Raw genomic sequence first — 25,467 nt, forward strand, 5'->3', positions numbered from 1 at the left:
GGGATGCGGCTCTTTTTTCAGGCATTCAGTGCGAGCCAGCGCTCCCGCAGGGTGGTGACTCCGAGGTGAATGAGCGTGCCTACATTTCCCACGCTCGTCTTCAGGACTTCGCTGATCTCCTTGTAGCTCAGCCCGGCCTCGAATTTCATCTTCACAGCCTCGCGCTGCTTGTCAGGAAGTTGATCAATCCACCGGCTGATCTGGCCGCTGGTCTCCTGCTCCTCAAGAGCATCCGCGGGAGTCGGAGCGTTGGAGGATTCCATGTCGAGCACGTCGTTTTCCATGGGGATGATGCGGTTGAATTTTCGCTGATGATCCAGGGCGCGATTGCGGCACACCGTGAAGAGCCACGGCGCGAGCCGTTCGCGATCCAGCGTGCCAAGGCTCTGGCTCAGCCGGATGAAGACGTCCTGGGCGATGTCGCGAGCCTGACTCACATCTCCCACGATGCCGATGGCATAGCGTATGAGGGGCTTCTCATACCGTTCCAGGGCACCAAGGAGGAAGGCGTGGTCGGGGTCGCGACTGCTCATGAAGGCTTCAGGAGGCATCACGGGGAGGGGAAGGAAGTCTTGGGAAAAAGATGGAGAAAGATTCGGCTGTGGGAAAAGGAGAAGTGGATCGCTCGTTCCATCATGCAGGATTTCTCAGGCACAGGCACAGGCACACATGTTGAGGTATCTTGATATGACGTGAGAGTTGGGGATGTGGAAGGAGATTTCACAAGACACACCATTCGGAAGTCATGATCATCCTCAAACGTGTCCTTCTGGCGCTTGTGCTTGTTTTCGTGGGCGTCCTCCTGGCGCTCGGGCTGCTCTTTCGAGCTTCCAAAGATATCGTCGTGGATACAAGGATGGAGTTGGTCGCCTGTGCTGTTGCTGCACAGGATTATCGCAATACTCATGGGAAGTGGCCTGAGAACCGCGGACAGATTGACGCCAGTGTGAGCACGGCACTGGGCATGGGCGGTGGTGGTCGGCAGGACGAGTGGGGAAGGCCTTTTCTATTGGCCGTCGACCAGAGTCTGGACCAGGCGGTACTGCAGACGTATGGTCCAGATGGCAAGAGCGATACCAGGGATGGCGGCCTGCGTGTCGTGGTCATGCCTCAGCAACTGACTGTGTATTCTGAATAGGAGCGTGCCGCTCCTTGTTCTTGCGCGAGGCAATCACCTCTGGAGCTCGCGCACCATCTCCTTGAGCGTGTGAGGCCGGTGCACATTGCGGAAATACACCTCAGGACCTGCGCTCACGGAAGAGTCGAATCGTAGATTCCCCATGCCAAGCAGAGCCCGCCAGCCGCTTTGTTGCACGTCAATGGCGCGGATGTCGCGGATGCGCACTTCACGTGTGTTTCTCCCGAGCACGCCGTATTCCATCTCCACTCTCCGCGTGGTGATGAAGTAGGTGCAGGTGTAGCGATCGAGCCCCACGAAAAGCAGGACCAATCCGGCGATGGAGCTGAACAACAGCATCCACTCCATGCCGAAGTGCAGGTGGTGGGACACCACCGCGCCGGCAATGGTCAGCGCGATGCCGAGGAGTGACTTGGGATAGGCGAACCAGCTTGGATGACCCTGGTAGAGCATTTCCTCCGGCTCGCGGTCCTCCGGATAGGAGGTCTCGGCCTCGCCCAGATGGGGCCGCATCATGCCGCCATTGGGGTACCCGGGCCTCCATTCCTGTACAGGTGGGGGCATCCCGGACCCGGCAGCAGAGGCATTCAGATGCAGCGCATCCTCATCGAGCTCTTCTTCATCTTCCACGCCGTGGTCATCAAAATGATCAGGCTCGTCTTCGTCGAGACCAGGGGCGAATTCATCGTCTTCAAACGAGGCATCTTCCTCCTCCTCGTCACCTTCATCAGGATTGTTGAAGTTGTCTTCCCGAGCGGGGCGTCGCTGGGAGGGTGGGCGGAAGTCGGTCTCCGGTCGCGGCAGCGGCGTGTCCGCGCGGAATTCGTGATTGGGCGGCAATTGCGGGCGGGGGGAGGGGCCTCCGCCGCTCGTGCTCCGTCGCGGCATGTTCGTCACGTCCGGGTAGGGCATGGCCAGCAGATCGCCGAGAAGGTGGCCGTGACCCGTTTCGTCATCCAGTACCATGTCGCTCCGACTGAGTGTGCCGGAGATGAGCATCGCGCGCAGATCGTTCTTGCTGTACACATCCTTCAGGGTGGGATGGTCCGGCAGAAAGTAGCGTGCGTTGGCCATGACAGGGCGAAGTGGGCGGGGTGCGCGGGGCAGGCGGAGTCCGGCGCGCCTATGACAAAATGCGAAACCGGCCCGCGTGTCCATCGCTTCTTCTCAAAACCAAATGCCCTTTTGCTATTGCGGCGCTTGCTGGCATCTTGCGCGCCCATGTCGTCTGCCCGACTTTCGTTGATCGCGCTGTCAGTGCTGAGTCTCGCCGGAGTGTGTCCGGCGCAAGTGGAACGCCCCCCTGAGCCGCTGCGCGAGTTTCGTGGCGCCTGGGTGGCCACCGTGCGCGGCATCGACTTTCCCTTCGAGCCCGGCGACCCGACGCCGAAACAACAGGCGGAAATCGTGGAAATCTGCAACAAGGCAGCGGCTCTGAAGCTGAACGCCCTCATCTTCCAGGTGCGGCCAGCGGGGGACGCCGTGTACAAGTCCGACATCGAGCCCTGGTCTCCCTGGCTGACCCACGCCATGGGAAAGGCCCCGGATCCCATGTGGGACCCACTGGAATTTTTCATCAAGGAGGCGCACAAGCGGGGCATTGAACTGCACGCGTGGTTCAACCCCTTCCGCGCTCTGAGCGGCCCCAAATACAAGGGGGCGAAGAACCACATCAGCCTCACGCATCCTGAATGGTGCTGGCAGTATGGGGAGAATCTCTGGATGGATCCCGGTGAGCCCGGCGTGCGCGCGCAAAGCCTGGCGGTGATGCTGGATGTGACCCGACGCTATGACGTGGATGGCATCCACATGGATGACTATTTCTACCCGTACCCCATCCAGGAAAAGGGCGCGACGGTGCCCTTTCCGGATGGCAGGGCCTGGAAGAAGTACCAGGACTCCGGTGGCACATTGAGCCGGTCTGACTGGCGCCGCGACAACGTGAACACCTTTGTGCGCGATCTATACGCGGGGGTGAAGCGTGAGAAGCCCTGGGTGCGTGTGGGCATCAGCCCCTTTGGCCTGTGGCGTCCCGGATATCCGGAGGGGATGGGGAAGGGGGCGCTGGATCCGTATGAGGCCCTTGCCGCAGACTCGTTGAAGTGGCTGCAGAATGGATGGGTGGACTATTTCGCGCCACAGCTCTACTGGCCAATCGAGCAAAAGAATCTGAGCTTCATCGGCTTCTTCGACTGGTGGCTTACGCAGAATACGGCGCAGCGTCACATCTGGCCGGGGATGGCGTCTGAGCGGGTGCTGCGCGATCGACAGCCTGCCGAGATCCTGCGCCAGATCAGCCATACGCGGAACCGCATGCAATACATGCCGCCCGGGCACATCCACTGGAACTTCACGGCCTTGAAGAAGAATCTCGGTACGCTGGCGGATCTTTGTGGGCAGCGCGCCTACCAGGACTATGCGCTGGTACCCTCCGCCTCCTGGCTGGGAAAAGACAAGCCTGCCGCTCCGACTGTGAGAATCCAGGACGGGAAGGCTGAGTGGCAGTATGCCGACCCACGCTTCGACTCCTTCGTGAAGTGGTGGCATGTGCAGGTGTATGATGGCTCCCAGTGGATATCGCTGCGCTCCCTGCCTGTGGAGGAGCGCTCTCTCAGCTATCCCAAGGGGGCGCAGGCGATTGCGGTGCGCGCCATCACCCGCACGGGGATTGCGGGTGAGGTGTCGGTCGCGCGGTGACTCCGTGCCGAGGCACGTAGAGACGCATTGCTTGCGAAATGCGGCCTCTGGTGTTTCTTCGCGCGTCCATGGAAGCCCCTGGTTCCGACCCGTCGACATCACCTTCGCCACCGGCATCAACAAAGGCTGGAACGAGGCGTTGGTTTGGCTCCAGTGCATGGATAGCGCTGGGGGTGTTTGCCCTCGGGAGATTCGCGCTGGAGCCCTTGCGGGATGAGCCACACTTTGATCATCATGGCATGGATGCCTTCAACGCGACGGAAACGTACACGCTGAGAAAGCAGCCTTCCCCGGTGAAGGTGGCCTTCTTTGGCAGCAGCCAGAGCCTCTGGGCCATCATCGCGGATGATGTGGCACGCGAGACGGGGCTGAACCCTGCGGAGGTGCGCAACCTCTCCAGCGAGGGTGGCACGCCTTTTGACCTGTGGAATCTCATCCGGCGGAATGAGGAGCATCTGCGCGAGCTGCGTCTCGCCGTGGTGGAGGTGAATCCCTTTGTGCTGCGGCAATCCCTCGATGGTGACAGCCGTGTGCAGACGGACTTTTACCAGCATGCCACGTTTTCGGAGCGCATGCTTCTCAAGAACCGGGCGAATCGCGTGGGCCAGATTGCGGAATGGCTGATGCCCGTGCGGTCGGTACGACATTCACTGGAGTCGGTGGTCTTGAACGTGATGGATCCTGAACCGGGCAACCCCATCTACCCATGCCCGGAGCAGCGCACTGCCCCCGCGTCTGACTGGCATGCCTGGCACCACAAGAGCACTCTGGCCAAGGAGCGTCTCACACTTTCTCCCGATGCCGCGGCGAAACGCATGGTGGGGAACTGGCGACTCTCGAAGCTGCAGGATCACTCACTGCGCCAAAGCCTGGACTGGTTTGTGAAGCATCGGGTACGTGTGGTCTTCCATGAGCTCCCGGTGCACCCGGAGGTAATGAAGAAGGTCCGAGAAGTGCCTGAGTACGAGGAGGGGCACGCGAAGTTCGTGGCCTACATCGAGTCCCTCAAGCCACAGCCGCTGGCACGGCTCTACACACCGGATCCGGCCGACTGTGGATTGAAGGTGGAACACATGGCGGACCGTACGCACATCAATGAAAATGGTGCGCATCTTTACTCACGCCACATGGCGGAGAAGCTGCGCCAGTTCCTGCCCGAGCTGGATTTGGTGGACGTAGGCGGAGAGGATGCGCATGTGCGAGTGCAGCAGTAGCTGCAACCTGGTGCGGTTTAAACAAAGTCGTGGCCTTGGATCAGGGGTGACTTGCCGCACCGCGACCAGCGGTCGCAGCCACAGTGGTACCAAGACTTACTGCCGTGGCGGATGGTTCAGGCCGCAGCTGTGGCTGCGACCGCTGGTCGCGTTTGGGGTGGCGCGCCCCAAGACGAAAATGGCTACACTGTAACTTAAACCGCTCTAGCTCGCGAGCTACGCTGCCTCATCGCTCGACATCGAGCACTTCAAACTTGTCCCCATGTTGGGTGAAGAGCGTGTTCCCATTGTCGGACATCGCTTTCAGCGGGACTTCGGTTCCCTCCGTGGCGGCCAGTTTCTCAAGGGCTACGGATTTGTCATGCATGCCGATGATGATGCCCTTCGTCCACGTACGTCCGGGCAGCGGTCTTCGCTTCGCATCGGCGTTCCACTTGGGGTTCCAAGTGGCGACGGCGGCATTTTCATAAACAAAAGGAACGGAGCTGCCGGGGGAGTCAGAGAGGTGCGGGGTAAACATCCAGTGGTTTTCCCCAGCCTTCAACGCATCTACAAAATGGGGGGCAGTGCCGATTTTTCCGTCCGGCTGATAGGGACTCTGAGGGCAGCCAAAGATAAGCTCATTCTCCAAGATGCCCTCTGCGAAGAGCATCTTGAACGCTTGGTTGGATGAGGAGGAGGTTTTCTGACGGTCAGATAGTCCGTCTGGTCCTCCGCGATGATCGGAGGCGTAGGCATACACGGCAGTGATGATCTGCCGGCAATTGGAGATGCCCTGCGCAACCTCCTGCTTCTCCGCAGCCCGGTTCATGTATGCCTGGACGATGAGACCAAGCCACACCGCAGGAACCGCGACTGCGACCACGGTGACTAGATTCTCTACACGGGACGGGGTTCTCTTTTCCGCGTGCACGCCCGCATAAAATCAAATCGTGCGAATTTCAGCAAGGCTATTGTGCATGAATTGCTTGGATAATGGTAATTGAGTTGAGGTGAGTCTGCGTAGGCACTCTATTTAGGAGATAGCCATAGAAATGCCGGGCGTGTCCCGTATTTATGGCCCTTGGAAGATTCGCTAGAGCGGAAGGCAGCGTTACAGATAACGCTATTCAAAATGGCACTGCCCTGTACGTGCGTGACAGTGTTCCGCCGTTGAAGAAAGCTTTTGTCTCGATGGTGCAATACTTTTGGAGCCGGAGCTCCACCGCGCCTTATTTCACCTCTTCTGCCTTCTCCACGTAGAAGCGGGGGGCGTCAAAGGCGACGGTGTCATCCTGCAGGTTCAAGCCATGGAGTTCCTTGCGTCCGTCCCAAGGCACGAGGGTAAGCTTGTACTTCTTACCCACGGTGAAGCTGGCGGTAGGTTGCATGACCTTGTCCTTGAAGGTCCACTGAATGCCCACGATCTGCTTCGCGGCGAGTTCACCTTCGCCGACGCTGGTCACATCATAGACGGCAGCATGCAGGGCATCGCGATAGGGGGTGCCCACCGGATCCTGGTTGGCGGATTTTTCACTGAGACTGGCTTCGACCACGATGTTGCTGGAGGTGGCAGCTACGGGAGAGGTCTCAAGAGCATCCGGGCTTTTGTTGGGATTAAACTTCACCACATCCCACTCGATGTTCGCCTGGTGCGCGGCGGTGCGGGAGAGGAGCACATCGCGCGCGGCAATCACCCAGATCACGAGTTTCTTCCCGCGCACTTGATCGTCGTGGCGTCGGGCAAACTCGCGGCGTACGCCGGTGGCGCCTTTGCCATTCTGCGCGATGACGTCGAGCGGCTGATTGAGCAGCAGGCTGAGATGCTGCGCAAAGCCCGCGCGGATGCGCTTCTCCGGCGCATCCGGATCACCGAAGCCAATGCTCGGATCATCGAAGATGTTCGCGAAGCTATCGCCCAGGAGCACCATGGGGGCGTACTTGTCCTCCGTGCCATCACCCACCACGCGAAGGAACTGCTCCTCCTCACCGAAGAGCGACTTTGGATTCTTCAGATCGAGCAGTTTTACCAGGTCGCCCATGCTGTCGCGGTACACACCGTCGGCGCTGGTGATGGTGCGCGCCATGGGTCGGAAGGCATTGGGGTACTTCTGCTTCACGTGGTCTGCCACCTTCTCTGCGGCCATGCGCATGGCATCGGGGGTCCAGTGAGTGTCCTGCAGCAGGAAGGCATCCTCCTTTTCCTGGGTCTGCTCAAAGGACTTGCGTGCGATGTCGCGATTGGCGGCAGTGGATTCGAGGAAGTAGAAGTTCTTGGGAGTGTTGCGGAACTTCACAAAGTCCTCCGTGAGATCCAGCACATCCACGCCCTGCTGCCGCAGTGAGTCGTAGAACTTTGCCGCGTCAGGATGCGTGATGGATTTTACCTCCAGGGAGGTTGCCACCTCTGAACTGTAGAGCATGGGCTTCAACGGCACGGGGACGAAGAGGAGCTGGATGTCGCGCTCCTTGAGCTGGGCAGCGAACTCCGTGATGCAGGCCGCGGCGGTGGGCAGCTTCGCGAGTTCGGGATCCTTCATCACGCTGAAGGGCTCGGGCTTCACAGGACCGTACCCGGTGAGTGCCTTGAGATCCGCGTTGTAGAAGAGCCAGCCGTTCCACCCGATGTAGACCTTCTGGCTGCCTTCGGCGAACTTGTCGATGAGCCACTGCTGGGTGTTTTGCCTCATGGCCACGGCGTAGTCGGCCTGATCCAGCCCGCGTTCGAGCCAGCGGAGGTGGGAGACGATTTTCTTCTTCTCCGGATTGGGCTGGTTCGGGTCGAAGGAAGGCGGGCTGAAGACTTCGTACCAGAAGGCGCGGCGCTTCGCATACGCGGCGCCGTTTTCCTCATGCGAGGAGCGGCGCAGATGATCCAGCACGACTGGGGTGAGTACCAGCGCAAAGAAGATCACGATGATGACTGCGCAGAAGCCGCGGTTGATGGCATACACCGTGGTCTCCTTTTCCTCCGGATAAGGATTGTCAGGCACGTGCCTGGGGCTGGTGGGGGCGTCGGCGGCCATGGTATATGCAGAAAGTTTAACTCAGGGAACTAGAACTGGAAATACAGGAAGGGGCTGTGACCGATGGTGAACATCATGATCACGGCGACGACGAAAAGGACGAGTCCAATGACGGCCTTCCACCAGACGAAGCGATGCAGGATGGTCTGCGTATTCGGCATGACCCACACCACGAACGCGCAGAGCAGGAACTGGTAGATCTTCACATCCGTGAGCATTTGCGCTTCCAGTAGCGCGGCGGTGGGGCCGGCCTGCACCATGCCGAACATGGTGGCCAGGAAACGCTTCGCGACCTCGAAGTTCTCCGCGCGGAAGAAGACCCAGGTGATGAGCAGGATGAAGAAGGTGAGGATGATCTTGAGCGGCTTGGGCATCGCGCCGTAGAAGGATTTCTTCCCCATCATGCGCTCGAAGGAGAGCATAGCTCCGTGGATGGCGCCCCAGATGATGAAGTTCCACGAGGCACCGTGCCACAGGCCCCCGATGACCATGGTGAGCATGAGATTCACATAGGTGCGGGAGACGCCCATGCGATTGCCACCCAGCGGGATGTAAAGGTAGTCCCGCAGGAAGGTGGAGAGGGACATGTGCCACCGCCTCCAGAACTCGGTGATGCTGGCGCTCTTGTACGGTGAGTTGAAGTTCTCCACGAAGTAGAACCCGAGGAGCTTTGCCAGGCCGATGGCCATGTCTGAGTAGGCGGAGAAGTCGAAGTAGATCTGGAAGGCATACGCGATGATGCCCACCCAAGCCGTCATGGTGCTGAGGCTGCCATCTCCTGCGCCGAAGGCCTGATCCGCGATGACGCCCATGGGGTCTGCGAGGAGGATCTTCTTACCAAGACCGAAGCCGAAGCGCGTGAGGCCGAGGGCAAAGCCATCCACTGTGTGGACACGGTGACGCATCTGCTCCGCGATGATGCCGTACCGCACGATGGGACCGGCTACGAGGTGGGGGAAGAGCGAGACAAAGCAGGTGAAGTCCAGAAACGACTCGGCCGGCTTTGCGTGCCCGCGGTAAAGGTCCACGCAGTAGCTCAGGCTCTGGAATACATAGAAGGAAATGCCCGCCGGGAGGACGATATTCCGGAAAAACTCCGGCACCGTGACGTGGCCCCAGCCCATCCAGTCAGACACACCCTGGATGCTCTCCACCCCGAAGGCGGTGTACTTGAAGAAGGCGAGCGCGGCGAGATTCGAGACGACGGAGAGCACCATGCCGAGCTTCTTCCGCGCGTGCACCTGGGCGTCCGTGGCGCCCTTTTCGCGGAGTTTCTCCGCGTTGACGATCATCTTCCCGAGGTTGTAGTCCAGGGCGGTGGTGCCCAGCATGAGCAGGACGAACCACGGATTGTGCCAGCCGTAGAACACCATGCCCATGCACGTGAGGAAGAGGTGCCGGGAGGTGATGCTCGTCTTCGCGGCGAGCATGCCGTAGTAGCCCGCCAGCACGAGCGGCAAGAAGAAGAAAATGAAGATGTGCGAACTGAAAACCACGCGCTGTGTTTAGCCGGGGTCGGCGTGGGGGTCAAACGGGGGATGCGGGGCGGAAAGGGTGGGGTGATCCGGGGATTTCGCACAGAAAGGCGGTGACCACAGGACGTGGAGGAGGGGTGGGTGCTCGATGTTGGTCTCCAACCGCCACGCCCCATCCGCCTATAGAAATTACCTTTCCTCCGCGAACCCATCCCAGAACCTTGCCGCGCGGTCGTAGGCTTCCTGATCGCTCGCGAGAGCAAAGGAGCTGACGTGATGCAGCCAGTCTGCCACCACACGACGCTGGCGCTTCGTGAGACAGGCAAATTCTCGAATGGCTTCCTCCCGCTTTGCCGTCGGCTTCTCACCAACTTCAAGATAGTAGAGCACCATGAAGTCATCGAATTGCTCATTCCCCACAAGGATGTCGATCAGCACGTCGCCCAGCAGACCCCGGGTACTGGAGAGGGCGAATCGACACAATTTGCTGCGCAACGGGCCAATATTGGCGTCGACCTTCTTCGGGATGCCTCCACGATATGCCTCCACAGGGAAGCATTCTTGGATTTCAAGAATCAAAGCCTTGTCCGCTTCACTCAACGGTTTCATCTTCGTGGTCTGCTCGCAGGGAGTATTTCACTGATGGGCGACGGGGCAGATGGGAGTTGGGATGGAGAGGTGTTTTGCGCTAGTTCCGATGACCGGCGTGTAGCTCCACCTCAATCTCGGTGGCCTTATCCAGCATGCCTTCTTGAAAGGTGTACGTGACGGCGGCACCTGTGTCTACGAAACCCATGCCATCAGTGTCAGCCACCATGCTGCCATTGGCGGAGCGCCAGATGGCGCGGAAGAAATCGTCGCCTTTCACCTGGAAGGTCACGCGGCCTCCCTCTTTGCCGAGATGAATGCTTGTCTGGTGACTTTGCAGCGTGGGGTGAGTCAATGAAGGGCCGTCGCTTACAGGTGGCCATGGCAGCTTGCAGCGGTCCTTGAGCTGCTCTGCGATGACAAGGAAGTCCAGGATGAGGGAGACCGGCTTGCCGCTGGCATCCAGACCCCAATAGCACAGACAGCCACCGTCCATGGAGATGACGAGACAGTTTGTTTTCCCGGAGGGAGGATTTCCCAGGCGAATGGGTGTTGGATTCTCGGGGTGCGATCCCGGTGCCAGGACGTGGTCGACATAGTCGTGCTGGAAGTGCTCCTCGTGCGCCCGTTTCGACACCTGCATGAACGCGGCCGCGTCAAAGACGGCGACATTCCCATGATTTACGCTGGCCTCATTGTCCTCAGCTTCCAGGGCATGGGCCGGACGGTACGTGACTGCTGGGGAAGACTTGTCCAGAAGGAGTCTGGCTGCTGCCACGGTGCCATCCACCTCGGCATACTCACATGCATGGTCACCTGGAGTGATGCGCAGGGTGAGTGGCCGCATTTCTTCGGGGAAGGCGCCGAGGTGATGCACCCCCAGCACACCTGAAGGCACGCTCAGCATTCCGCCGGAGTGAACATGAAGCGTGTGCTCCTTGTTGAGAAAGGTGACCTTGCGTCCCTCGGTGAAAAGCCGGTCGCAGTTCGGTGCCGCACCCGGCTTCAGTTCGGGAAGCGCCGCATCAGGTGTCACCTTTGCGAGGATGGCTGTGCGCTCCTCATCAGTGAACGCCGCTTCCGTTTCATCACTGAAGAAGCGATCAATGGAGCGGATGTACCAGCTGCCGTTGCCCTTGGTCAGTTGATAGACATTGAATTCAGGCGGAGAATCTCCCAGCCGAGTGGTGACCGTTGCGCCGTTGGATTCCACATGAACCTTGGTCACCACTTCACCACCGGGAGCATGACTTGGGGGATGGCCCATACTTGACTCCAGATCACTAAAGTCTTCGTGGGACACGGAGCTGTGCCTCTTCTGAACGCCACGGATGATTTGATTCCAGCCCTCCTGCAGTTTCATGAAGTCCTTGATGCCTGGAGAACTGCCATCCTTTTGCGGCATGCTGAGAGCTAGCATCGTGTTGAGGTGCGGCTTTGCGCTCTGCAGCCAAGCGGCATGCCATTCGCGAATGTACGCCTCGACTCGCGCCTCAGGAGTGCTGCCTTCGGAGGAGGGGGGCGTGTTCTGAGGAGTCACAGGCGGAGTGGTTGGTGAGGTCAGTGAGGTCGGTGAGATCAGTGAGGATGAGGTCTTGCTGCTGGGAAACGACTTCAGGTACTCGCTGGAAGGGAACAGATGCCGGAGCCAGAACACGAGCACCCACAGGAGGGCGATGCCGATGGCGTAGGTGAGAAGGATCCGGGTCCTTTGGGGCATGCGCTCAAGATGACTGGTGCCTCCATGGATGTCCAGTGAGCGCAGTGCCTGTGAGCGCTCATTCCCGCGGCGACGCAGTTCGCGCGAGCCTCTCAATCTTAATCTGCCGGGACTGCCCGGATTCACTACGAGCCGCGCCAAATACGAGATGCGCATGGGACGGCCGAAAGTGGCATGTGGGAGAAATAACACGCTCGCATACGACAAAATGCCGCTTTTTTTGCCCGAGGGGTTGCGCACCGCGTGAGGTCTGTGCAAAGGGTGGTTTTACCACCCCTGACGGGGTCCATTCACCCGCTTCACCCTCTTATCGACCATCACGCCCCCTTCCAGCCCTATGCATCACACGCTTCTCCAGGACCTCGCGATCGTGATGATGGTAGCGGCAATCGTGACGGTGATATTCCGGAGGCTGAAGCAGCCGGTGGTTTTAGGGTACATCCTTGCTGGGGTCATTATCGGCCCCCACACGCCGCCCTACGCACTCATTGAGGACAAGCATACCATTGAGACGCTCTCGGAATTGGGCGTGATCTTCCTCATGTTCGCCCTCGGGCTGGAGTTCAGCCTGAGAAAGCTCTCCAAGGTAGGGGCCACGGCCCTCATTGGAGCGACGATGGAAATCGTGCTGATGGTGTGGGTGGGCTACCAGATAGGGAGGGCCTTTGGCTGGCATACGATGGACAGCGTCTTCCTCGGCGCGATCCTGGCCATTTCCTCAACCACGATCATCATCAAGGCACTGGAGGAGCTGGGGAAGACGAAGGAGTCCTTTGCCCAGCTCATCTTCGGCATCCTCATTGTGGAGGACATCCTGGCGATCTTGATGATTGCCATGCTGGGGGCTTTCGCCACCACAGGGTCACTGAGTGCGGCAGAGGTGGGCGTCACTGTGGGCAAGCTGAGTGCATTCCTCGGTGTGCTTCTGGTGGCGGGACTCATCATTGTGCCACGCCTGCTGAACTACGTGGCGAAGTTCAAGAGCAATGAGATGCTGCTCGTGACGGTCACCGGACTGTGCCTGGGCGTCTCGATGCTGGCGGTGAAGCTGGAGTACAGCGTGGCTCTGGGCGCTTTCCTCATCGGTGCCATCATTGCGGAGGCACGCCAGATTGCGAAGATTGAGATGCTCATGCATCCGGTGCGGGATCTTTTCAGTGCGGTGTTCTTCGTCTCCATCGGTCTCTTGATTGATCCCAAAGTCCTGTGGGAACACATCGGGGCCATTTCGGTGATCTCGCTCGCCGTGGTGCTGGGCAAGGTGATCACCTGCGGCCTCGGGACCTTTGTGGCAGGGAATGATCTGCGAACCTCCATGCGCGTGGGCATGGGTCTCGCTCAGATTGGTGAGTTCTCCTTCATCATCGCGGCTTTCGGTTTGCAGAAAGGGGTGACAAGCGAGTTCCTCTACCCAATCGCGGTGGCGGTATCTGCCATCACCACGTTGCTGACACCGTATCTCATTCGCAGTTCAGACACCATTGTAGCCTGGTCTGAGAAAGTGATGCCGGTCTCTGTGAGCCGCGCCCTGGATGCATACACCCACTGGGTGGGGCAGCTCGGAAAGAGCGGCAGTAGACGCAGTCCAAGCACGTTCCTGAAAAAGTGGGGCTGGCAGATTGCGCTTAATCTGCTGCTGATTGCGGGCGTGTTCATCGGGGCCTTTTATGCGAGACGGTTTGCTCTGGAGCGCTGGCCTGAGGCCCCGGGCGGGGACAATGCGCTCAAGGGCATGGTGTTGCTAGGCGCGATGCTGCTGAGCCTGCCGATGATCATCGCGGTGGTGCGCAAGTGGCAGGCCTTCGCGATGCTGCTGAGCGAGATGAGTGTGACGAGGAAAGCTGCAGGAGAGCGGACCGCCGCTCTGCGTGCGGTGGTGCAGATGATTGCGTTTGTAGCTGGGTGCGTGGCCCTGAGCATCTACATCCTGTTGCTGAGTTCTGCGCTGCTGCCTTCGTGGAATTTGCTCATCGTGCTCGCCCTGCTGCTGCTGGTGGCAACGCTTTTGCTGCGTCGCTCCTTCATCCGGTTGCATGCTCGTGCCCAGGTTGCTCTGGTGGAAACCTTCGAGACACCGCCGGCGCCTCATCCACACGAGGAATCCGAGTCCAAGGTGCACCCTCTGCTGCGTGAGGCACAGCTCGATACCATCACTGTCTCGCCGACATCCACTGCGGCAGGGAAGGTGATTGCCGAGTTGAAACTGCGTACGCTCACCGGCGCGAGCATCGTGGGCATCGAGCGCTCGGGTGAGAATGTGATCAATCCCGGCATTGATGAGGAGATCAAGGCGGGAGACTCGGTGTTGTTGATTGGAACCATCGCGCAGATTGAAAAGGCGAAGGTGGTGATGGGGTAGGAGGAAGGGCTGGCTTGTGATCGGTGCTCTATCCCTTTTCTCAAGAAAAACATCGCCGCGATGGAATGCCACCGCGGCGATGCGTTTGTTGGTGAGTTGGATTCGATCTATCGGCAATGATGTTCTCATGAGGCGCGCGGCCAGGCGCCCTCCTGGAGTTTAATCATCATCGTCGTCGTCATCATCGACGACCACCTTTTGGATCACGCGACGTTCGCCCATGGGGGCATAGTGCACCGTGGCAGGGATGCCCACCCGGATGCGGGTCTGCACCTGCTCAGGCGTCAACACAACGCCGCTACGGGTGACGTATGTGACGCCGTCACCATAGCTGTACGTCACAGGGCCGGCGGATTCCGTCAGGATGAAGGAACTTCCAGGGGTGTACGCATTGATGGTGCCGGTGCTCGTGCTGTAAGTCGTCACGGTGCGATCATCCGCGAAGGCTGCTCCTGCAGTGAACATGGCGCACGCCAGCGTCAGTAGTAGGGTTTTCATTGGGATTAAGGTTTGGGGTGTTTGGGTTTTTTGTTTGTCGTGCGAGTCTGCAAAAGACAGAGGTTGCTGCCGTAGCAGACTCTAAAGGTTCGCCCTCGCGCGCGGTGGCGGATGGCATTGCCGCGAGTGATTATCTTTGTTTATCGATAATCTGGTGGGCAGGTTGCACGAGGCGAAATATCGCATCTCAAATTCGTGCAACTCCATCCACTGGATCGCGGGTGGCTGGTGCAGTGTGCGTGCGGAATGATGCACGAAATGCTGCATGCCATATCCTTCATTTCACTTTCAAAAGAGCTCGCCGCGACATTTGCACATCGCGGCGAGTGTGGGCCTTTGATTCAGGTCTCAGGGAGAGGGATGAGGATCAATCATCCACTTCTACCTTGGTGATTGTCTTGGTCTCACCGGCGGGTGTGTAATACACACGGGCGGGTACGCCCACTTTGATGCGAGTCTTCACCTGCTCTTCAGTGAGCACGGTGCCGCTCTTCGTCACGTAGGTGACACTGTCACCGTATTTGTAGGTCACCGGCCCGGCTGTTTCTTTCAGAACGAAAGTCGTGCCGGGGGTGTACTCAGTGATGGTGCCGGAGCCATACGTGGTTGTCGTAGTCGTGGTCTTCTTGTCGTCAGCGGATGCGGTGACAAGGGCAAAGGCAAGGCAGGCCAGTGTGGTCAGGATGGTCTTCATGGGTAGTTCCAATGGGTCGGTTTCGGTTTTTTCTGTGATTGCAACCGTGAGGAGTGATCTTCACGGTGCAGATGTCTCGAAATCGTGAGGCTCTTATCCGGTGGATGGATGAATTTGCCTTCCGTTGCGGAATATTTTTGTGTCTGGCGTTATGCACGGGAATGCTGTTCGATGGCATGTCGAATGCGTGCTTCCGCGAAGGTGAACGCAGTGAAAAATGCACGAAACAAGAGAGGTCCAGTTGAGCGGAGGGGCTCGCTGCTGGTGTGTCCAAGATGATGTGATGAGGTGTCTGGTATCAGGATATGATACAAGGAAGTGTGCGTTGTGCGCGCGTGGGATATTTCACCTCTGCGTTTTCAGCGGCCTTTCCGATCGCAGTCAATTGCCAATTCCTCAGCGCCTCTAACGACCTCTCAGGGCGAGGGGAGGCTATGCCGCAACGAGGAGCTCGCCTTCTTCTGAGGTGGAAGCATTGGCATCTGCAACATGTGAGCCGCGAGAGGTGGCGGCGAGATGCTCCGCCGCGATGTCTTCCAACTCGGCAACGCTACTCACATGGCAGAACTTGGCTCGCAGGTGTTTTCCTCCGGGCAGACCAGCGGTGTAGGTCATGAGGCGGTTGCGCATGGAACGCATGGCGCTGATCTCGTCCTTGTAGCGATTGCTCACGAGCGCCAGACGCGTGTGGCGCAGCATGAATTCGAAACGCTGCTCCATGGTGACTGGGCTAAGGTGTTCGCCTGTCCCCAGATAGTGCTTGGCCTCACGGAAGACCCATGGATTTCCCATGGCGGCACGGCCAATCATGATGCCACGCACTTTTGTCTCCCGGCGGCGTCTTTCCACATCGTGGCCACTGGCGATATCACCATTCCCGATGACGGGAATCTTCACTGCCTCCGCACACATGCCAATGACATCCCAATTCGCAAGACCGGTGTAGCCTTGAGCGCGTGTGCGTCCATGGATGGCGATGGCCTGGATGCCGGCGTCTTCGAGGCGGCGGCAAACGTCGAGCGCGTTGACGTTCTCCGAATCCCAGCCAATGCGCATCTTTGCAGTCACGGGCACAGGAGAGGCTTTCACGAGTTCGCTGGCCACATTGGTGAGCAGCGGGCAGTCCTTCAGTAGGGAGGATCCGCCGTTCTTTGCCACGACCTTGTTCACCGGGCAGCCGAAATTGATGTCGATGAAGTCAGGACGCTTCCAGTCCGTGATCTTGCGTGCAGCCTCACCCATGCGCTTGCCGTCTGCGCCGAAGAGCTGGACTCCCAGAGGGCGCTGGGGTTCGTCAAAGTCTGTATATTTCCGGGTGCGCTCATCCGCCTGGAGGATGCCTTCTGCAGAAACAAATTCGGTCACCGTGACATCCGCGCCGAGCTCCTTGCAGAGGCCACGAAAAACCGTGTCCGTGACTCCCGCCATCGGGGCGAGGTACAGAGGGAAACGATCAGGCTGGAGCCACGGGAGCATCCAGCTACCATGCCTCATGCGGGCCAATTCGCAAGGTTGGGTCAATGATTAGCAAAACTTGAAGGAGATGCTGGTTGCGTTGTGCAATGGGGACTGACACACTGTAACCCTATGAAACTGCACCATTTTGCCATCATCGCATTGCTCGCCACCGGTATGACCGCTTGTGAACAGCAGAAGGACGAGGCTGCCAAGGCTATCGAAAAAGCCAAGACGGAAGCATCCAAGTCGGGTGAAGAGGCCAAGAAGGCTGTCGACAAGGCGGTAGACGCCACCAAGGAAGCCGCCTCCGCCACGAAAGAAGCGGCTGAGAAGAAGATGGAAGAGGCCAAAGTCGCGGCTGAGAAGGCCGTAGACGCTGCCAAGGTGGAAGCTGACAAAGCCGCTGCTGAAGCGAAGGAAGCCGCAGCCAAGCTTGCCGAAGAGGCCAAGAAGAAGGCTGAAGAGGCCGCGGCCAAGGTGAAGGAAGCAGTGAGCCCGACTCCGGCTCCTCCCGCACCTGCTCCCGCCACGGATGCAGCTCCTGCGCCGGCTCCCACTCCTGCACCTCCTGCTCCTGCCCCAGCACCCTCGGGCACAAACTAGTGACTCAGAGTTCTCCTGACGGGAGATAAGAGTTTAAACCAGCATTGAAAAGCGCCGGATGATGTCCGGCGCTTTTTTTTGGTGGAAGGAGAGAAGTGCACCTTCAGGAAAATCGCTGACCAGTCGTCATTTGCGGCGTGGCAATGTTGTTGTTCAGTTATCCAAGTAATAGAGAAATATAGTGCCAGAGAAAGTGCAGATTGTCGTGAGCATCAAGATTCAGCACATCGATTCTGAACGAAGTGGATCACAAAATCTGGTGTGTTTTGGTTAGGTCTTGCGGGGCTCTGGCAGGTTTGGATACGATGGAGGCAGATGAGTGCCGCCAAGGTCAATTTCCCGTCGCAAGCAACCAGCATATCCAATCGCGAAGAGGCCAGACAGCTCCAGAAGGATTTTTTTCTTCGCATGGGAAGTTCGCAGGAGTTGAGACTGGTCTTTGATCATCTGGACGGTGTCACGTTTTTCATGAAGGACCTCATGGGTAGATTCGTCGCGCTAGGGGAGGGGCCCAGGCGGAGATTTGATCACGGCACGGAGGAGTCGAACTTGGGGCGCACCGATCATGATCTGTATCCGATACACATCGCGGACCGCATTCGTGATGATGATCGCGTCGTCATTGAGTCCAATGCTCCGATGCTGAACATTGTTGAGCTCCTGGTGAATCCCGGAAACAAAGCCGTCGAATGGTATGTGACGAACAAATTCCCTGTGCATGACAGCAACGGGGCGGTGATCGGAGTGATGGGCACCGTACAGCTCTATGAAGGTGGCAGGAGAAAGCTGCTGGAGGGCACGCGTCTGGACGATGTGGTGGAGTTCATCAGAGACAATCCGGCTGGCAGCTACACCGTGGAGGACCTCGCGCGCATGGCGGCGATGTCGGAGAGGCAGCTCGAACGCCGCTTTCGCGAGATTCTGGGCATGACTCCAAGAGAATTCATCACACAGAATCGCATGAAGCTCGCATGCGACTCTCTTGCGCACACTGCCAAGCCCATTGTGGACGTGGCGCTGGAGTGTGGCTTCAGCGAACAGAGCGCATTTGCAACACAGTTCCGCAGGGCGATTGGAATTTCACCGCTGAAGTATCGTCAGCGTTATCTTATGGAAGCGCAGGGGCGAAAGCTGGATAGCAACGACTGATGTGTCGGAAAGTTTAAAAAAGGCGTCGGTTGGGATCAAGACCCCGCCGAGCATTTTTCGGTAGGCTTTGGTCAGATTTGGAGCAGTCCAGATCGAAAACCCCCACCCCCCCAACTCCAAGTGATACCCACCCAGTACTTCATGATGCATCACACGCGAACTCTTCTTCCCAGTTCGCGCGGGAACTGTGACTAGCCAGTAGGTAGCGATATCACCAAGCGAAAATATTCGCTCGTGCATACTGCATCGCTACGCCGCCCCTTTGGATGAGTCCGCATGACGCGAGCGGACGAAATCTTTCTGAAGTGAATTGAATCCGTAGGACCATTTGTCTGTCTCAATCCGAAAATACTTCGTAACATCATTGTATATCCAGGCTGGCTGATTTGAGCCGGCATAGAAATACAAAATCCCCCCATGAGAACCCTGCCCCCAAAACCACGGGGTTCTGCCCTCGTCATCGTATTAGCAATGCTGTCACTGCTCGTCGCACTGACTATCGCCTTCCTTGGGCTGGTCCGTACGGAGAGAACTGGTGCTGGCATCTTTGCCGAAAGTGTCGAGGTCAGAAACCTCTCCAATGTGCCCGTGAGTCTTGTCATCTCGCAGATGCGCAAGGCTACGGAGAATAATGCTCCACGTGATGGAAGTAAGAACTTCAAGACGTGGGCGTCCCAGCCTGGGATGATCCGCCAATACGGAGTCGAGCCGGACGAGAGCGGATATCGCAGCAGGGCCGTGGCGCTCTACAAGCTATATTCGGATGATACACTCGTGGTTTCCAAGGTCGGTGCTTCTGCTTCTGGCGGTGGTTTGAGCTCCGCCGAAGTGGAGTCCGCACTGAAGGCGGACACGTTGGATCTCTCCACGTGGGACAAGAAGCCGGGTCTGTATACGGACTTGAATGAACCCGTGGCGGTGCCGGGCACAACGCCAACGATGAAGTTTCCCATTGTGGATCCTCGTGCGGTGGTGCCGGGAAATGGCAGCCACGCAGTAGAAGGTTTTGAATTTGTCACGGGGCCAACCGCCAAATATCCGAATGCGGCCAATGTGGCGAAGACACTCCTGCCAAAAGATCGGGATGATCTCGCTGCCCGTCTCCCCATGCCGGTGCGGTGGATGTATGTGCTGAAGGATGGCTCGCTGATCACGCCAACTTCAGGGGACGAATTGAAGACCGTTTTCACCTCGGGCGTGGACAGGCCTCTGCCGACTGCAGAGAACCCTATCGTAGGACGTGTGGCCTTCTGGACAGATGATGACAGTGCCAAGATCAACATCAATACCGCGTCTGAAGGCTCCCACTGGGATGTGCCTGTAGCAACGAGCCAGACGGAGAAAGAATACGCCTCGCGCATGCCTGCACAGGGTGAGTTCAGCCGCTATCCCGGTCACCCTGCCACTACGAGCATGAGCGCGGTGCTGCAGGCATTCAGCGATGACTTTTATGTGGACCCCACACGCTTGCCTGATCCGGTGGTGTTTGAGCGTATTCACAAACTATCTCCACGCACTCCCTGGGGTGGCAGCAAGGCAGGCACCCAAAGTCCAGGCACGGGCAAGGAAGGTCTCGCGCCCAAGACAGATCGTCTCTATGCGAGTGTGGATGAGATGTTCTTCGATCCCAATCGTGATCCCATCAATACAACCCTGACCGGGGAATCGCTGGAACTTGGGCGCTTCTTCCTCACCGCGCACAGTCGCGCGCCGGAGATGAACTTGTTTGGGAAACCGCGCATCAGCTTGTGGCCGCAGTCTGCGGACCCCAAGGATCGTAATCCGAAGGACAAGATGCTCGCGTTTCTCAGCGAGACCACGGGTAACACCACCCGCCAGTGGTACTGGATGCGTGAGAAGAACTGGACGGCGAATGATCCAGGCTCTTCACAAACCTCCACTGCAGACTATCCGGGAACGAAGCGGAATGACGACATGTTTGAGTCATACTACCGCTTTCTCGTGGGTGATGGCGCCTATCTCGTGCCGGGATTTGGAAACAGGACCATGGCTACGAAGTACGGGGCCACGAAGCGCGACCAGATCGGTGCGGAAGCGTTCGATCTGCTGCGCTGGGGTGTGAACAGCTACAGTTCCATGTCGAACGACGGCTGGCCTACTTATACGTACCTGCCAGACCGCGTTGGTGGAAACCTGGGGCAGTCCTCTGCAGTGCCGCTTTTGTACAAGAAGGGCAGCACCGTCATCGGTCGTGGTTTTGGCCGGTGGCCAACTGTGACTGAGGCGGTGATCGTGTTTGCCAGAGTGAAGGACGGGGATAAGGAGAAGATGCAGGCCTATATCCTTCTGGAGACCTTCGTGCCGTCGAGTGGTCCTCCGAGCATGACGCCGAATATTGTTTATCGCATCACTGGCATGGACAAATTCAAAGTGGCATTTGGCACGAGCACCGCTGTGGCCATGGGCTTCGGTGGCCAGATGGACAATGTGTGTCCCACCACTGAGGGCAGCTTCGGTATGCTGGCTTGCGGCAATACACCTTTCACCGGATTGGGAAACCAGCTCGCCAATGGCGGCTCTGCCAAGGTGCCGACACCGGGAAATGGTGGCTTTGTAAACGTGTATCCATTTGTGAGCAGTGCCCTTGAAATTCCCTCGGGTGCCACGGAATTCCAATTCACGGGTGGTGACTTTGCCATCGAGACTCTTCCGGGATGGAAGACACCCGCCACCGAAGTGGTGCAGACCATCCGCATGACCCTGCCGAGTGTAAAGCTGAAGGTTCCGCGCATGAATAGCACCTATCAAACGGTGAATTCGCGATTCGTGAAGGACAGCACGCGCTATGAAGCGAAGCTGATCGTGGATGGAGATACTGTGCGCTCCGTGGAAGCAGATGTGAATGCTGCGCCCAAAGGTGACCTGCGGCTGTATTCGCTGATGAAGGATGTGCCGAAGGCATGGTTTACTGTGCATCCGGACTACACCAATACCTCCGTGGAGCGCAGGCAGTTCCTGCGGACAGACTTCACCGCAAGCAACGGACAGTTTGGCCCGCATAGCGGAGCGCTGCCTGCTGGGCAGAACTGGGGTGAGCAAAGCAACCGGCAGTCCAACCACAATACCGCGGGCACGCTGGTGAGGAATTTCATCTATGCGCGCGGATGTCCTCCTGCCGTACCACGCGGCCTGGATGGTGCGTTCCTCAATGTGGGTACGGGTTCCATCTCTGACAATCGTCCTGGCGACTGGGACAATGGTGTGGGGATCGTTGCGGATGGCCCGTATGTGAGAAAGCCTGATGAAGGAAACTCCGGTACCGACGGCAATACCTATCTGAGCCGTCACTATTTCGACAAGGAAACAGGAGCCACGTATTCGCCGAACCGGCAGATTGCCTCTGCGGTGAACTTTGGGTCGCTGCCCACCGGTATCGATATCAATAATGCCACGACGGTGAAGCCATGGCAGACGCTGCTGTTCTGCCCGAATCCAGCATCGCGTAGCACGAAGTCCCTGGATGATCCAACGGCAAAGGATCACCCCGGTTTCGGTACTCCGAGGGATCACCTGCTGCTGGATTTGTTCTGGATGCCCATTACCGAGCCGTACGCCATCAGCGAACCGCTCTCGACCGCGGGCAAGATTAACCTGAATACGCAGATCCTTCCTTTTACGAATATTGAGCGCTCCACGGGTATGCGTGCGGTGCTGAAGTCCACGCGCATCACGGCCATCACGCCTGATTCCGCGGGAGGATTTGGCACCGGTGTGGATACCTCCAGTGCCGGAGGTGGCCGTCCTTATGTGAAGAGTGGTGCGGACGTGTACAAGCAGAGCGATGCCAGCAGTACTCACAAGCTGGAGCTCCGGTATGCAGTGAACGGCGACGTGACGATGTCAGGTGTTCGCGAGAGATTCAACAAGTGGGACATCTACCGCAGTGCGAGTGAGATTTGCGAGATCTTCCTCGTGCCCCAACGCCTGCAAGGGAAGAACTACGGCGGCGCCAAGCCGCCTCCCACGGAGTACAAGGACATGATGGAGTGGTGGAATGGAAATCTCACCGACCTCGAGCGCCTGGATGCCTTCGAGCTGACCGGGGACAACTCCCGCGAGATGCCCTACAACCACATCTATCCACGCGTTACCACGCAGTCGAATACTTACACGGTGCACTACCGTGTGCAGACTCTGAAGAAGGCCCGCTCCACGGTCCCGGAGGTCTGGGAGGAAGGCAAGGACAGCGTGATGTCCGAATTCCGCGGGTCAACCACTTTGGAGCGCTACCTCGATCCCAATGACAGGGAAATGGGTCCCACAAATATCGGAAGCAACACCTTCACGACTTCGTGGGACACCTTCTACCGCATCCGCATTGTCCAACGCAACCAATTCGTTCCATGAATAGTACCCCCAACACCCCTATCTCCTCCACTCAGTCCAGACGGGCAGTGATGAGCCGCGCGGCATTCACCTTGGTCGAGACAGTGCTGGCACTGGCCATTGTGGCTGGAGCTGTGCTCTCCGTGGTGGCGATGCTGCCCATTGGCATGGAGGATCTCCGCCAGAGCTATATGAAGCAGGCTGAGGCCCGAATCATTCAGACCTTCATCGCAGACTATGAGATGAAGAGCTGGGGTAAGGCCGGTGGCACGGAGATGACCTTGAAGGATAAAACTCTCTACTTTGATGCGCGCGGCACCGTCTTGCCGAAGGCGGGTGTGTTTGAGCATGCCATCACCGCGAAAGCCACCATGCAGAAGGACTGGCCCAAGCTTCCTGGTGATCCCACCCCGTCCCGCCATGTGCGTCGACTTGATGTGAAGATCACCCAAGCAATCAACAATCCGGAGGCCTTTGAAGATCCGAAGCTCTACATCCAGCGCAGTGCCTGGGTGGCAAACTTTGACCAGACAAAACTGTGAACACGCATACACCAGTGTCGTTTCGTCGTTGCCGCGGTTTCACGATGGTGGAGCTGCTGCTTTCGGTGGCCATCCTCTCCATCCTGATCCTCATGCTCACCAGCACGGTGAGCAATGTGCAGGAGGTGGTCACGCGTTCGCAGGCCCAGGCTGAGGAGTTCAAGGAGGCACGTCAGGCGTTCGAGGTTACCGCTCGTCGTCTCTCCCAGGCGACGCTGAATGGCTACTGGGGCTATGTGTACCAGGACCCCAAGGCGAAGAATCCCGTGCCTCTCTACTATGACCGGCAGAGCGACCTGCACTATGTGCAGGAGAAGGTGGCGACCCTGCTCCCGCAAGCCGGAGGAAATGGTCATGCCGTCTTCTTCCAGGCACTGCTTGGAGATACGGATCCGACCACACAGTACGGAGAGAAAATCAATGATCTGCATGATCTCCTGAATTGCTGGGGGTTCTACGTAAGCTACGGCAGCGACCTGACAAGACGGCCGCAGTTCCTGAAGGACGAGCATGGTCTTGCGCTGAACCCTGAAAGGAAACGCTTCCGTTTGATGGAATTCCGTCAGCCACCCGATCAGTCCATCCTCTTCTCGAAGACATTTGATATCAGCAACAAGAAGGACACCAAGGAGCTCTACAAATGGTTCCGCGGACCTTTCAAAGACCCGAGCAAGACCACAGAGACCTACTCAGTGCCGCTAGCCGAGAATGTGCTTGCCGTGGTGATCACGCCCTACATCTACGTGACCACCGCAGATTCCAAGGGAGTGAGCACCACGGACATGCGGAAGAAGCAGAGCTATGAATATGACACCCGCCTCTTTCAATGGCGTGGCGGTACCGGGCAGGATGTGATCTCCAGCAAGAACCAGCTTCCTGCCATGCTGGAGCTCACGATCATCGCAACGGATGAGCGCTCCTACGAGAAGCTCGAGCAAAAACACGGCGTGGATGGTGCAGCGGCGAAGATTCGTGAGGTGTTCGCCGGTCTTCTGAAACTTTCCACCGACTTTGCACCTGACCCCAACAACGTGCAGGTGAAGGAGTATGACATCGACAAGATCGAAAAGAGTCTCCAGGGGCTGGAGATGAACTACAAGATCTTCACCACCACGGTGAGCCTCCGCGCCTCCAAGTGGATCACTGAGCGGGAAAAGACCTGAGGCTCATCCGCCTTCAGAAAGGACTTTCATCATGAACAACCCCAATACCTCCATGTCACCAGGCCAATCCCGTGGGAAGGGACTTCCTCATATGCGCACTTCTGCGGCTCGGGGGTTCACGCTGATCGAAATCATGGTGGTGATGACCATCATGCTGCTCCTCATGGGCGTGAGCATTGGCGTGACAAATTCGTGGAAGGCGCAGAAGCTTTCCACAGAGGCGCGTCAGCTTTCATCACAACTCGCGGAGGTGGCATTGCTGGCCCAGAAGGATAATTACCCGGTGGAAGTCAGGTTCTACCTCCTTCCAAATGAGTTTGGTGACGGCTCCTCTACCGCAATGCGTGCTATCCAGATTGCACGGCTTACGGGATACGATACGACCACGAGAAGGCCCCAGTACAAATTCCTGACCGAGGTGCGCTTCTTTGAAGATGACATCATCCTCATGGATACCAAGGACTACACGTCCCTGTGCTCCGTGGAGCCCACACCTGCGGGGGAAAAGGATCCCGAGATTCGTGGCCAGCAGCGTTCATATCGTTCATTTCTGTTCCTGCCGAATGGATCTACCAGCCTGCCTCGCACCCCGGACACCGTCTTCACTCTGGTGAAGGAAAGCGAGATGACCAGCGCCAAGGAGCCGCCACCGAACTACCGCTCCGTGGTGCTCCAACCGGTGACCGGGAAGGCGACAGTCTATTGACGAGCCGGAGATGTAGTGCTGCCATCAAGGTGCCCCCTTGGACTCTACCCACAGGGTCAGAGTAAAGGGGCGCCCGCTTGCGGACGGGCCCCATGTGGGCTCTTCCACCTT

The 25,467-nt window shown here is 58.1% G+C and carries 20 protein-coding genes; 10 read left to right on the forward strand and 10 right to left on the reverse strand.

Annotated features, from left to right (window positions below):
- Positions 1–17: 17 nt before the first annotated feature.
- Entirely contained in the window at positions 18–551 is a 534-nt protein-coding gene (locus DES53_RS13885) for an RNA polymerase sigma factor (protein ID WP_113958866.1), read from the reverse strand.
- 194 nt (positions 552–745) lie between these two features.
- Between DES53_RS13885 and DES53_RS13890 the strand changes: the two genes are divergently transcribed.
- Positions 746–1,138 carry a hypothetical protein gene (locus tag DES53_RS13890; protein WP_113958867.1) on the forward strand — a complete coding sequence of 131 codons (393 nt, stop codon included), beginning with the start codon at positions 746–748 and terminating at the stop codon, positions 1,136–1,138.
- A gap of 33 nt (positions 1,139–1,171) precedes the next feature.
- Here DES53_RS13890 and DES53_RS32990 read toward each other — a convergent pair whose 3' ends face one another.
- Positions 1,172–2,212 carry a PH domain-containing protein gene (locus DES53_RS32990; RefSeq protein ID WP_170157101.1) on the reverse strand — a complete coding sequence of 347 codons (1,041 nt, stop codon included), beginning with the start codon at positions 2,210–2,212 and terminating at the stop codon, positions 1,172–1,174.
- Positions 2,213–2,359: 147 nt separating this feature from the next.
- Between DES53_RS32990 and DES53_RS13900 the strand changes: the two genes are divergently transcribed.
- Together DES53_RS13900 and DES53_RS13905 are read left to right on the forward strand one after the other, a co-directional pair.
- Positions 2,360–3,835, forward strand: a complete 1,476-nt coding sequence (locus DES53_RS13900; protein WP_170157102.1) for a glycoside hydrolase family 10-like protein — start codon at positions 2,360–2,362, stop codon at positions 3,833–3,835.
- A 68-nt stretch (positions 3,836–3,903) separates the two neighbouring features.
- Entirely contained in the window at positions 3,904–5,049 is a 1,146-nt protein-coding gene (locus DES53_RS13905) for a hypothetical protein (protein ID WP_170157103.1), read from the forward strand.
- A gap of 226 nt (positions 5,050–5,275) precedes the next feature.
- Here DES53_RS13905 and DES53_RS13910 read toward each other — a convergent pair whose 3' ends face one another.
- The 5 genes from DES53_RS13910 to DES53_RS13930 all read right to left on the reverse strand — a co-directional run bounded on the left by DES53_RS13910 (position 5,276) and on the right by DES53_RS13930 (position 11,993).
- Complete coding sequence (locus tag DES53_RS13910) at positions 5,276–5,914, reverse strand: hypothetical protein (protein WP_147263404.1); 639 nt, start codon at positions 5,912–5,914, stop codon at positions 5,276–5,278.
- Between the two features lie 346 nt (positions 5,915–6,260).
- Positions 6,261–8,054, reverse strand: a complete 1,794-nt coding sequence (locus tag DES53_RS13915) for an alginate O-acetyltransferase AlgX-related protein (protein ID WP_113958872.1) — start codon at positions 8,052–8,054, stop codon at positions 6,261–6,263.
- 29 nt (positions 8,055–8,083) lie between these two features.
- The gene (locus tag DES53_RS13920) at positions 8,084–9,505 is read right to left on the reverse strand and encodes an MBOAT family O-acyltransferase (protein ID WP_245958178.1); all 1,422 of its coding nucleotides are present in this window, start codon (positions 9,503–9,505) and stop codon (positions 8,084–8,086) included.
- Between the two features lie 213 nt (positions 9,506–9,718).
- The gene (locus DES53_RS13925) at positions 9,719–10,138 is read right to left on the reverse strand and encodes a hypothetical protein (protein ID WP_113958874.1); all 420 of its coding nucleotides are present in this window, start codon (positions 10,136–10,138) and stop codon (positions 9,719–9,721) included.
- A 79-nt stretch (positions 10,139–10,217) separates the two neighbouring features.
- Positions 10,218–11,993 carry a DUF4241 domain-containing protein gene (locus tag DES53_RS13930; protein ID WP_113958875.1) on the reverse strand — a complete coding sequence of 592 codons (1,776 nt, stop codon included), beginning with the start codon at positions 11,991–11,993 and terminating at the stop codon, positions 10,218–10,220.
- A gap of 181 nt (positions 11,994–12,174) precedes the next feature.
- On the opposite strand from DES53_RS13930, the gene DES53_RS13935 reads away from it, so the two are divergent.
- On the forward strand, positions 12,175–14,196 hold the full coding sequence (locus DES53_RS13935; protein ID WP_113958876.1) for a monovalent cation:proton antiporter family protein: 2,022 nt from the start codon (positions 12,175–12,177) through the stop codon (positions 14,194–14,196).
- Between the two features lie 159 nt (positions 14,197–14,355).
- On the opposite strand, the gene DES53_RS13940 is transcribed toward DES53_RS13935, so the two are convergent.
- The 3 genes from DES53_RS13940 to dusB all read right to left on the reverse strand — a co-directional run bounded on the left by DES53_RS13940 (position 14,356) and on the right by dusB (position 16,864).
- Positions 14,356–14,694: a hypothetical protein gene (locus tag DES53_RS13940; RefSeq protein ID WP_147263406.1), complete on the reverse strand. Its 339-nt coding sequence runs from the start codon at positions 14,692–14,694 to the stop codon at positions 14,356–14,358.
- A 367-nt stretch (positions 14,695–15,061) separates the two neighbouring features.
- A complete protein-coding gene (locus DES53_RS13945) occupies positions 15,062–15,388 on the reverse strand; it encodes a hypothetical protein (RefSeq protein WP_113958878.1) in 327 nt (108 codons plus the stop codon).
- Between the two features lie 432 nt (positions 15,389–15,820).
- Positions 15,821–16,864, reverse strand: a complete 1,044-nt coding sequence (gene dusB / locus DES53_RS13950; protein WP_113959082.1) for a tRNA dihydrouridine synthase DusB — start codon at positions 16,862–16,864, stop codon at positions 15,821–15,823.
- A gap of 111 nt (positions 16,865–16,975) precedes the next feature.
- On the opposite strand from dusB, the gene DES53_RS33500 reads away from it, so the two are divergent.
- The 6 genes from DES53_RS33500 to vccD all read left to right on the forward strand — a co-directional run bounded on the left by DES53_RS33500 (position 16,976) and on the right by vccD (position 25,356).
- Positions 16,976–17,449 (forward strand): histone, encoded by a 474-nt coding sequence (locus DES53_RS33500; protein ID WP_113958879.1) that lies wholly within the window; start codon positions 16,976–16,978, stop codon positions 17,447–17,449.
- Positions 17,450–17,857: 408 nt separating this feature from the next.
- Complete coding sequence (locus tag DES53_RS13960; protein ID WP_170157104.1) at positions 17,858–18,598, forward strand: helix-turn-helix domain-containing protein; 741 nt, start codon at positions 17,858–17,860, stop codon at positions 18,596–18,598.
- A 417-nt stretch (positions 18,599–19,015) separates the two neighbouring features.
- Positions 19,016–22,966 carry a Verru_Chthon cassette protein A gene (gene vccA / locus DES53_RS13965; protein ID WP_113958881.1) on the forward strand — a complete coding sequence of 1,317 codons (3,951 nt, stop codon included), beginning with the start codon at positions 19,016–19,018 and terminating at the stop codon, positions 22,964–22,966.
- Positions 22,963–23,487: a Verru_Chthon cassette protein B gene (gene vccB / locus DES53_RS13970; protein ID WP_113958882.1), complete on the forward strand. Its 525-nt coding sequence runs from the start codon at positions 22,963–22,965 to the stop codon at positions 23,485–23,487. Before vccA ends, vccB begins: the two co-directional genes overlap by 4 nt.
- Before the next feature lie 14 nt (positions 23,488–23,501).
- Complete coding sequence (gene vccC, locus DES53_RS13975; protein ID WP_170157105.1) at positions 23,502–24,650, forward strand: Verru_Chthon cassette protein C; 1,149 nt, start codon at positions 23,502–23,504, stop codon at positions 24,648–24,650.
- A 52-nt stretch (positions 24,651–24,702) separates the two neighbouring features.
- Entirely contained in the window at positions 24,703–25,356 is a 654-nt protein-coding gene (vccD, locus tag DES53_RS13980) for a Verru_Chthon cassette protein D (RefSeq protein WP_211325546.1), read from the forward strand.
- Positions 25,357–25,467 lie beyond the last annotated feature (111 nt).

This window comes from Roseimicrobium gellanilyticum (genome assembly GCF_003315205.1).
GTDB lineage: Bacteria > Verrucomicrobiota > Verrucomicrobiia > Verrucomicrobiales > Verrucomicrobiaceae > Roseimicrobium > Roseimicrobium gellanilyticum.

Excerpts from the sequence above, each read along its gene's own strand:
- DES53_RS13885 (WP_113958866.1), bottom strand. The coding sequence starts at position 551 with ATGCCTCCTGAAGCCTTCATGAGCAGTCGCGACCCCGACCACGCCTTC.
- DES53_RS13890 (WP_113958867.1), top strand. The coding sequence starts at position 746 with ATGATCATCCTCAAACGTGTCCTTCTGGCGCTTGTGCTTGTTTTCGTG.
- DES53_RS32990 (WP_170157101.1), bottom strand. The coding sequence starts at position 2,212 with ATGGCCAACGCACGCTACTTTCTGCCGGACCATCCCACCCTGAAGGAT.
- DES53_RS13900 (WP_170157102.1), top strand. The coding sequence starts at position 2,360 with ATGTCGTCTGCCCGACTTTCGTTGATCGCGCTGTCAGTGCTGAGTCTC.
- DES53_RS13905 (WP_170157103.1), top strand. The coding sequence starts at position 3,904 with ATGGAAGCCCCTGGTTCCGACCCGTCGACATCACCTTCGCCACCGGCA.
- DES53_RS13915 (WP_113958872.1), bottom strand. The coding sequence starts at position 8,054 with ATGGCCGCCGACGCCCCCACCAGCCCCAGGCACGTGCCTGACAATCCT.
- DES53_RS13925 (WP_113958874.1), bottom strand. The coding sequence starts at position 10,138 with ATGAAACCGTTGAGTGAAGCGGACAAGGCTTTGATTCTTGAAATCCAA.
- DES53_RS13930 (WP_113958875.1), bottom strand. The coding sequence starts at position 11,993 with ATGCGCATCTCGTATTTGGCGCGGCTCGTAGTGAATCCGGGCAGTCCC.
- DES53_RS13935 (WP_113958876.1), top strand. The coding sequence starts at position 12,175 with ATGCATCACACGCTTCTCCAGGACCTCGCGATCGTGATGATGGTAGCG.
- DES53_RS13940 (WP_147263406.1), bottom strand. The coding sequence starts at position 14,694 with ATGAAAACCCTACTACTGACGCTGGCGTGCGCCATGTTCACTGCAGGA.
- DES53_RS13945 (WP_113958878.1), bottom strand. The coding sequence starts at position 15,388 with ATGAAGACCATCCTGACCACACTGGCCTGCCTTGCCTTTGCCCTTGTC.
- dusB (WP_113959082.1), bottom strand. The coding sequence starts at position 16,864 with ATGCTCCCGTGGCTCCAGCCTGATCGTTTCCCTCTGTACCTCGCCCCG.
- DES53_RS33500 (WP_113958879.1), top strand. The coding sequence starts at position 16,976 with ATGAAACTGCACCATTTTGCCATCATCGCATTGCTCGCCACCGGTATG.
- DES53_RS13960 (WP_170157104.1), top strand. The coding sequence starts at position 17,858 with ATGGGAAGTTCGCAGGAGTTGAGACTGGTCTTTGATCATCTGGACGGT.
- vccA (WP_113958881.1), top strand. The coding sequence starts at position 19,016 with ATGAGAACCCTGCCCCCAAAACCACGGGGTTCTGCCCTCGTCATCGTA.
- vccB (WP_113958882.1), top strand. The coding sequence starts at position 22,963 with ATGAATAGTACCCCCAACACCCCTATCTCCTCCACTCAGTCCAGACGG.
- vccD (WP_211325546.1), top strand. The coding sequence starts at position 24,703 with ATGTCACCAGGCCAATCCCGTGGGAAGGGACTTCCTCATATGCGCACT.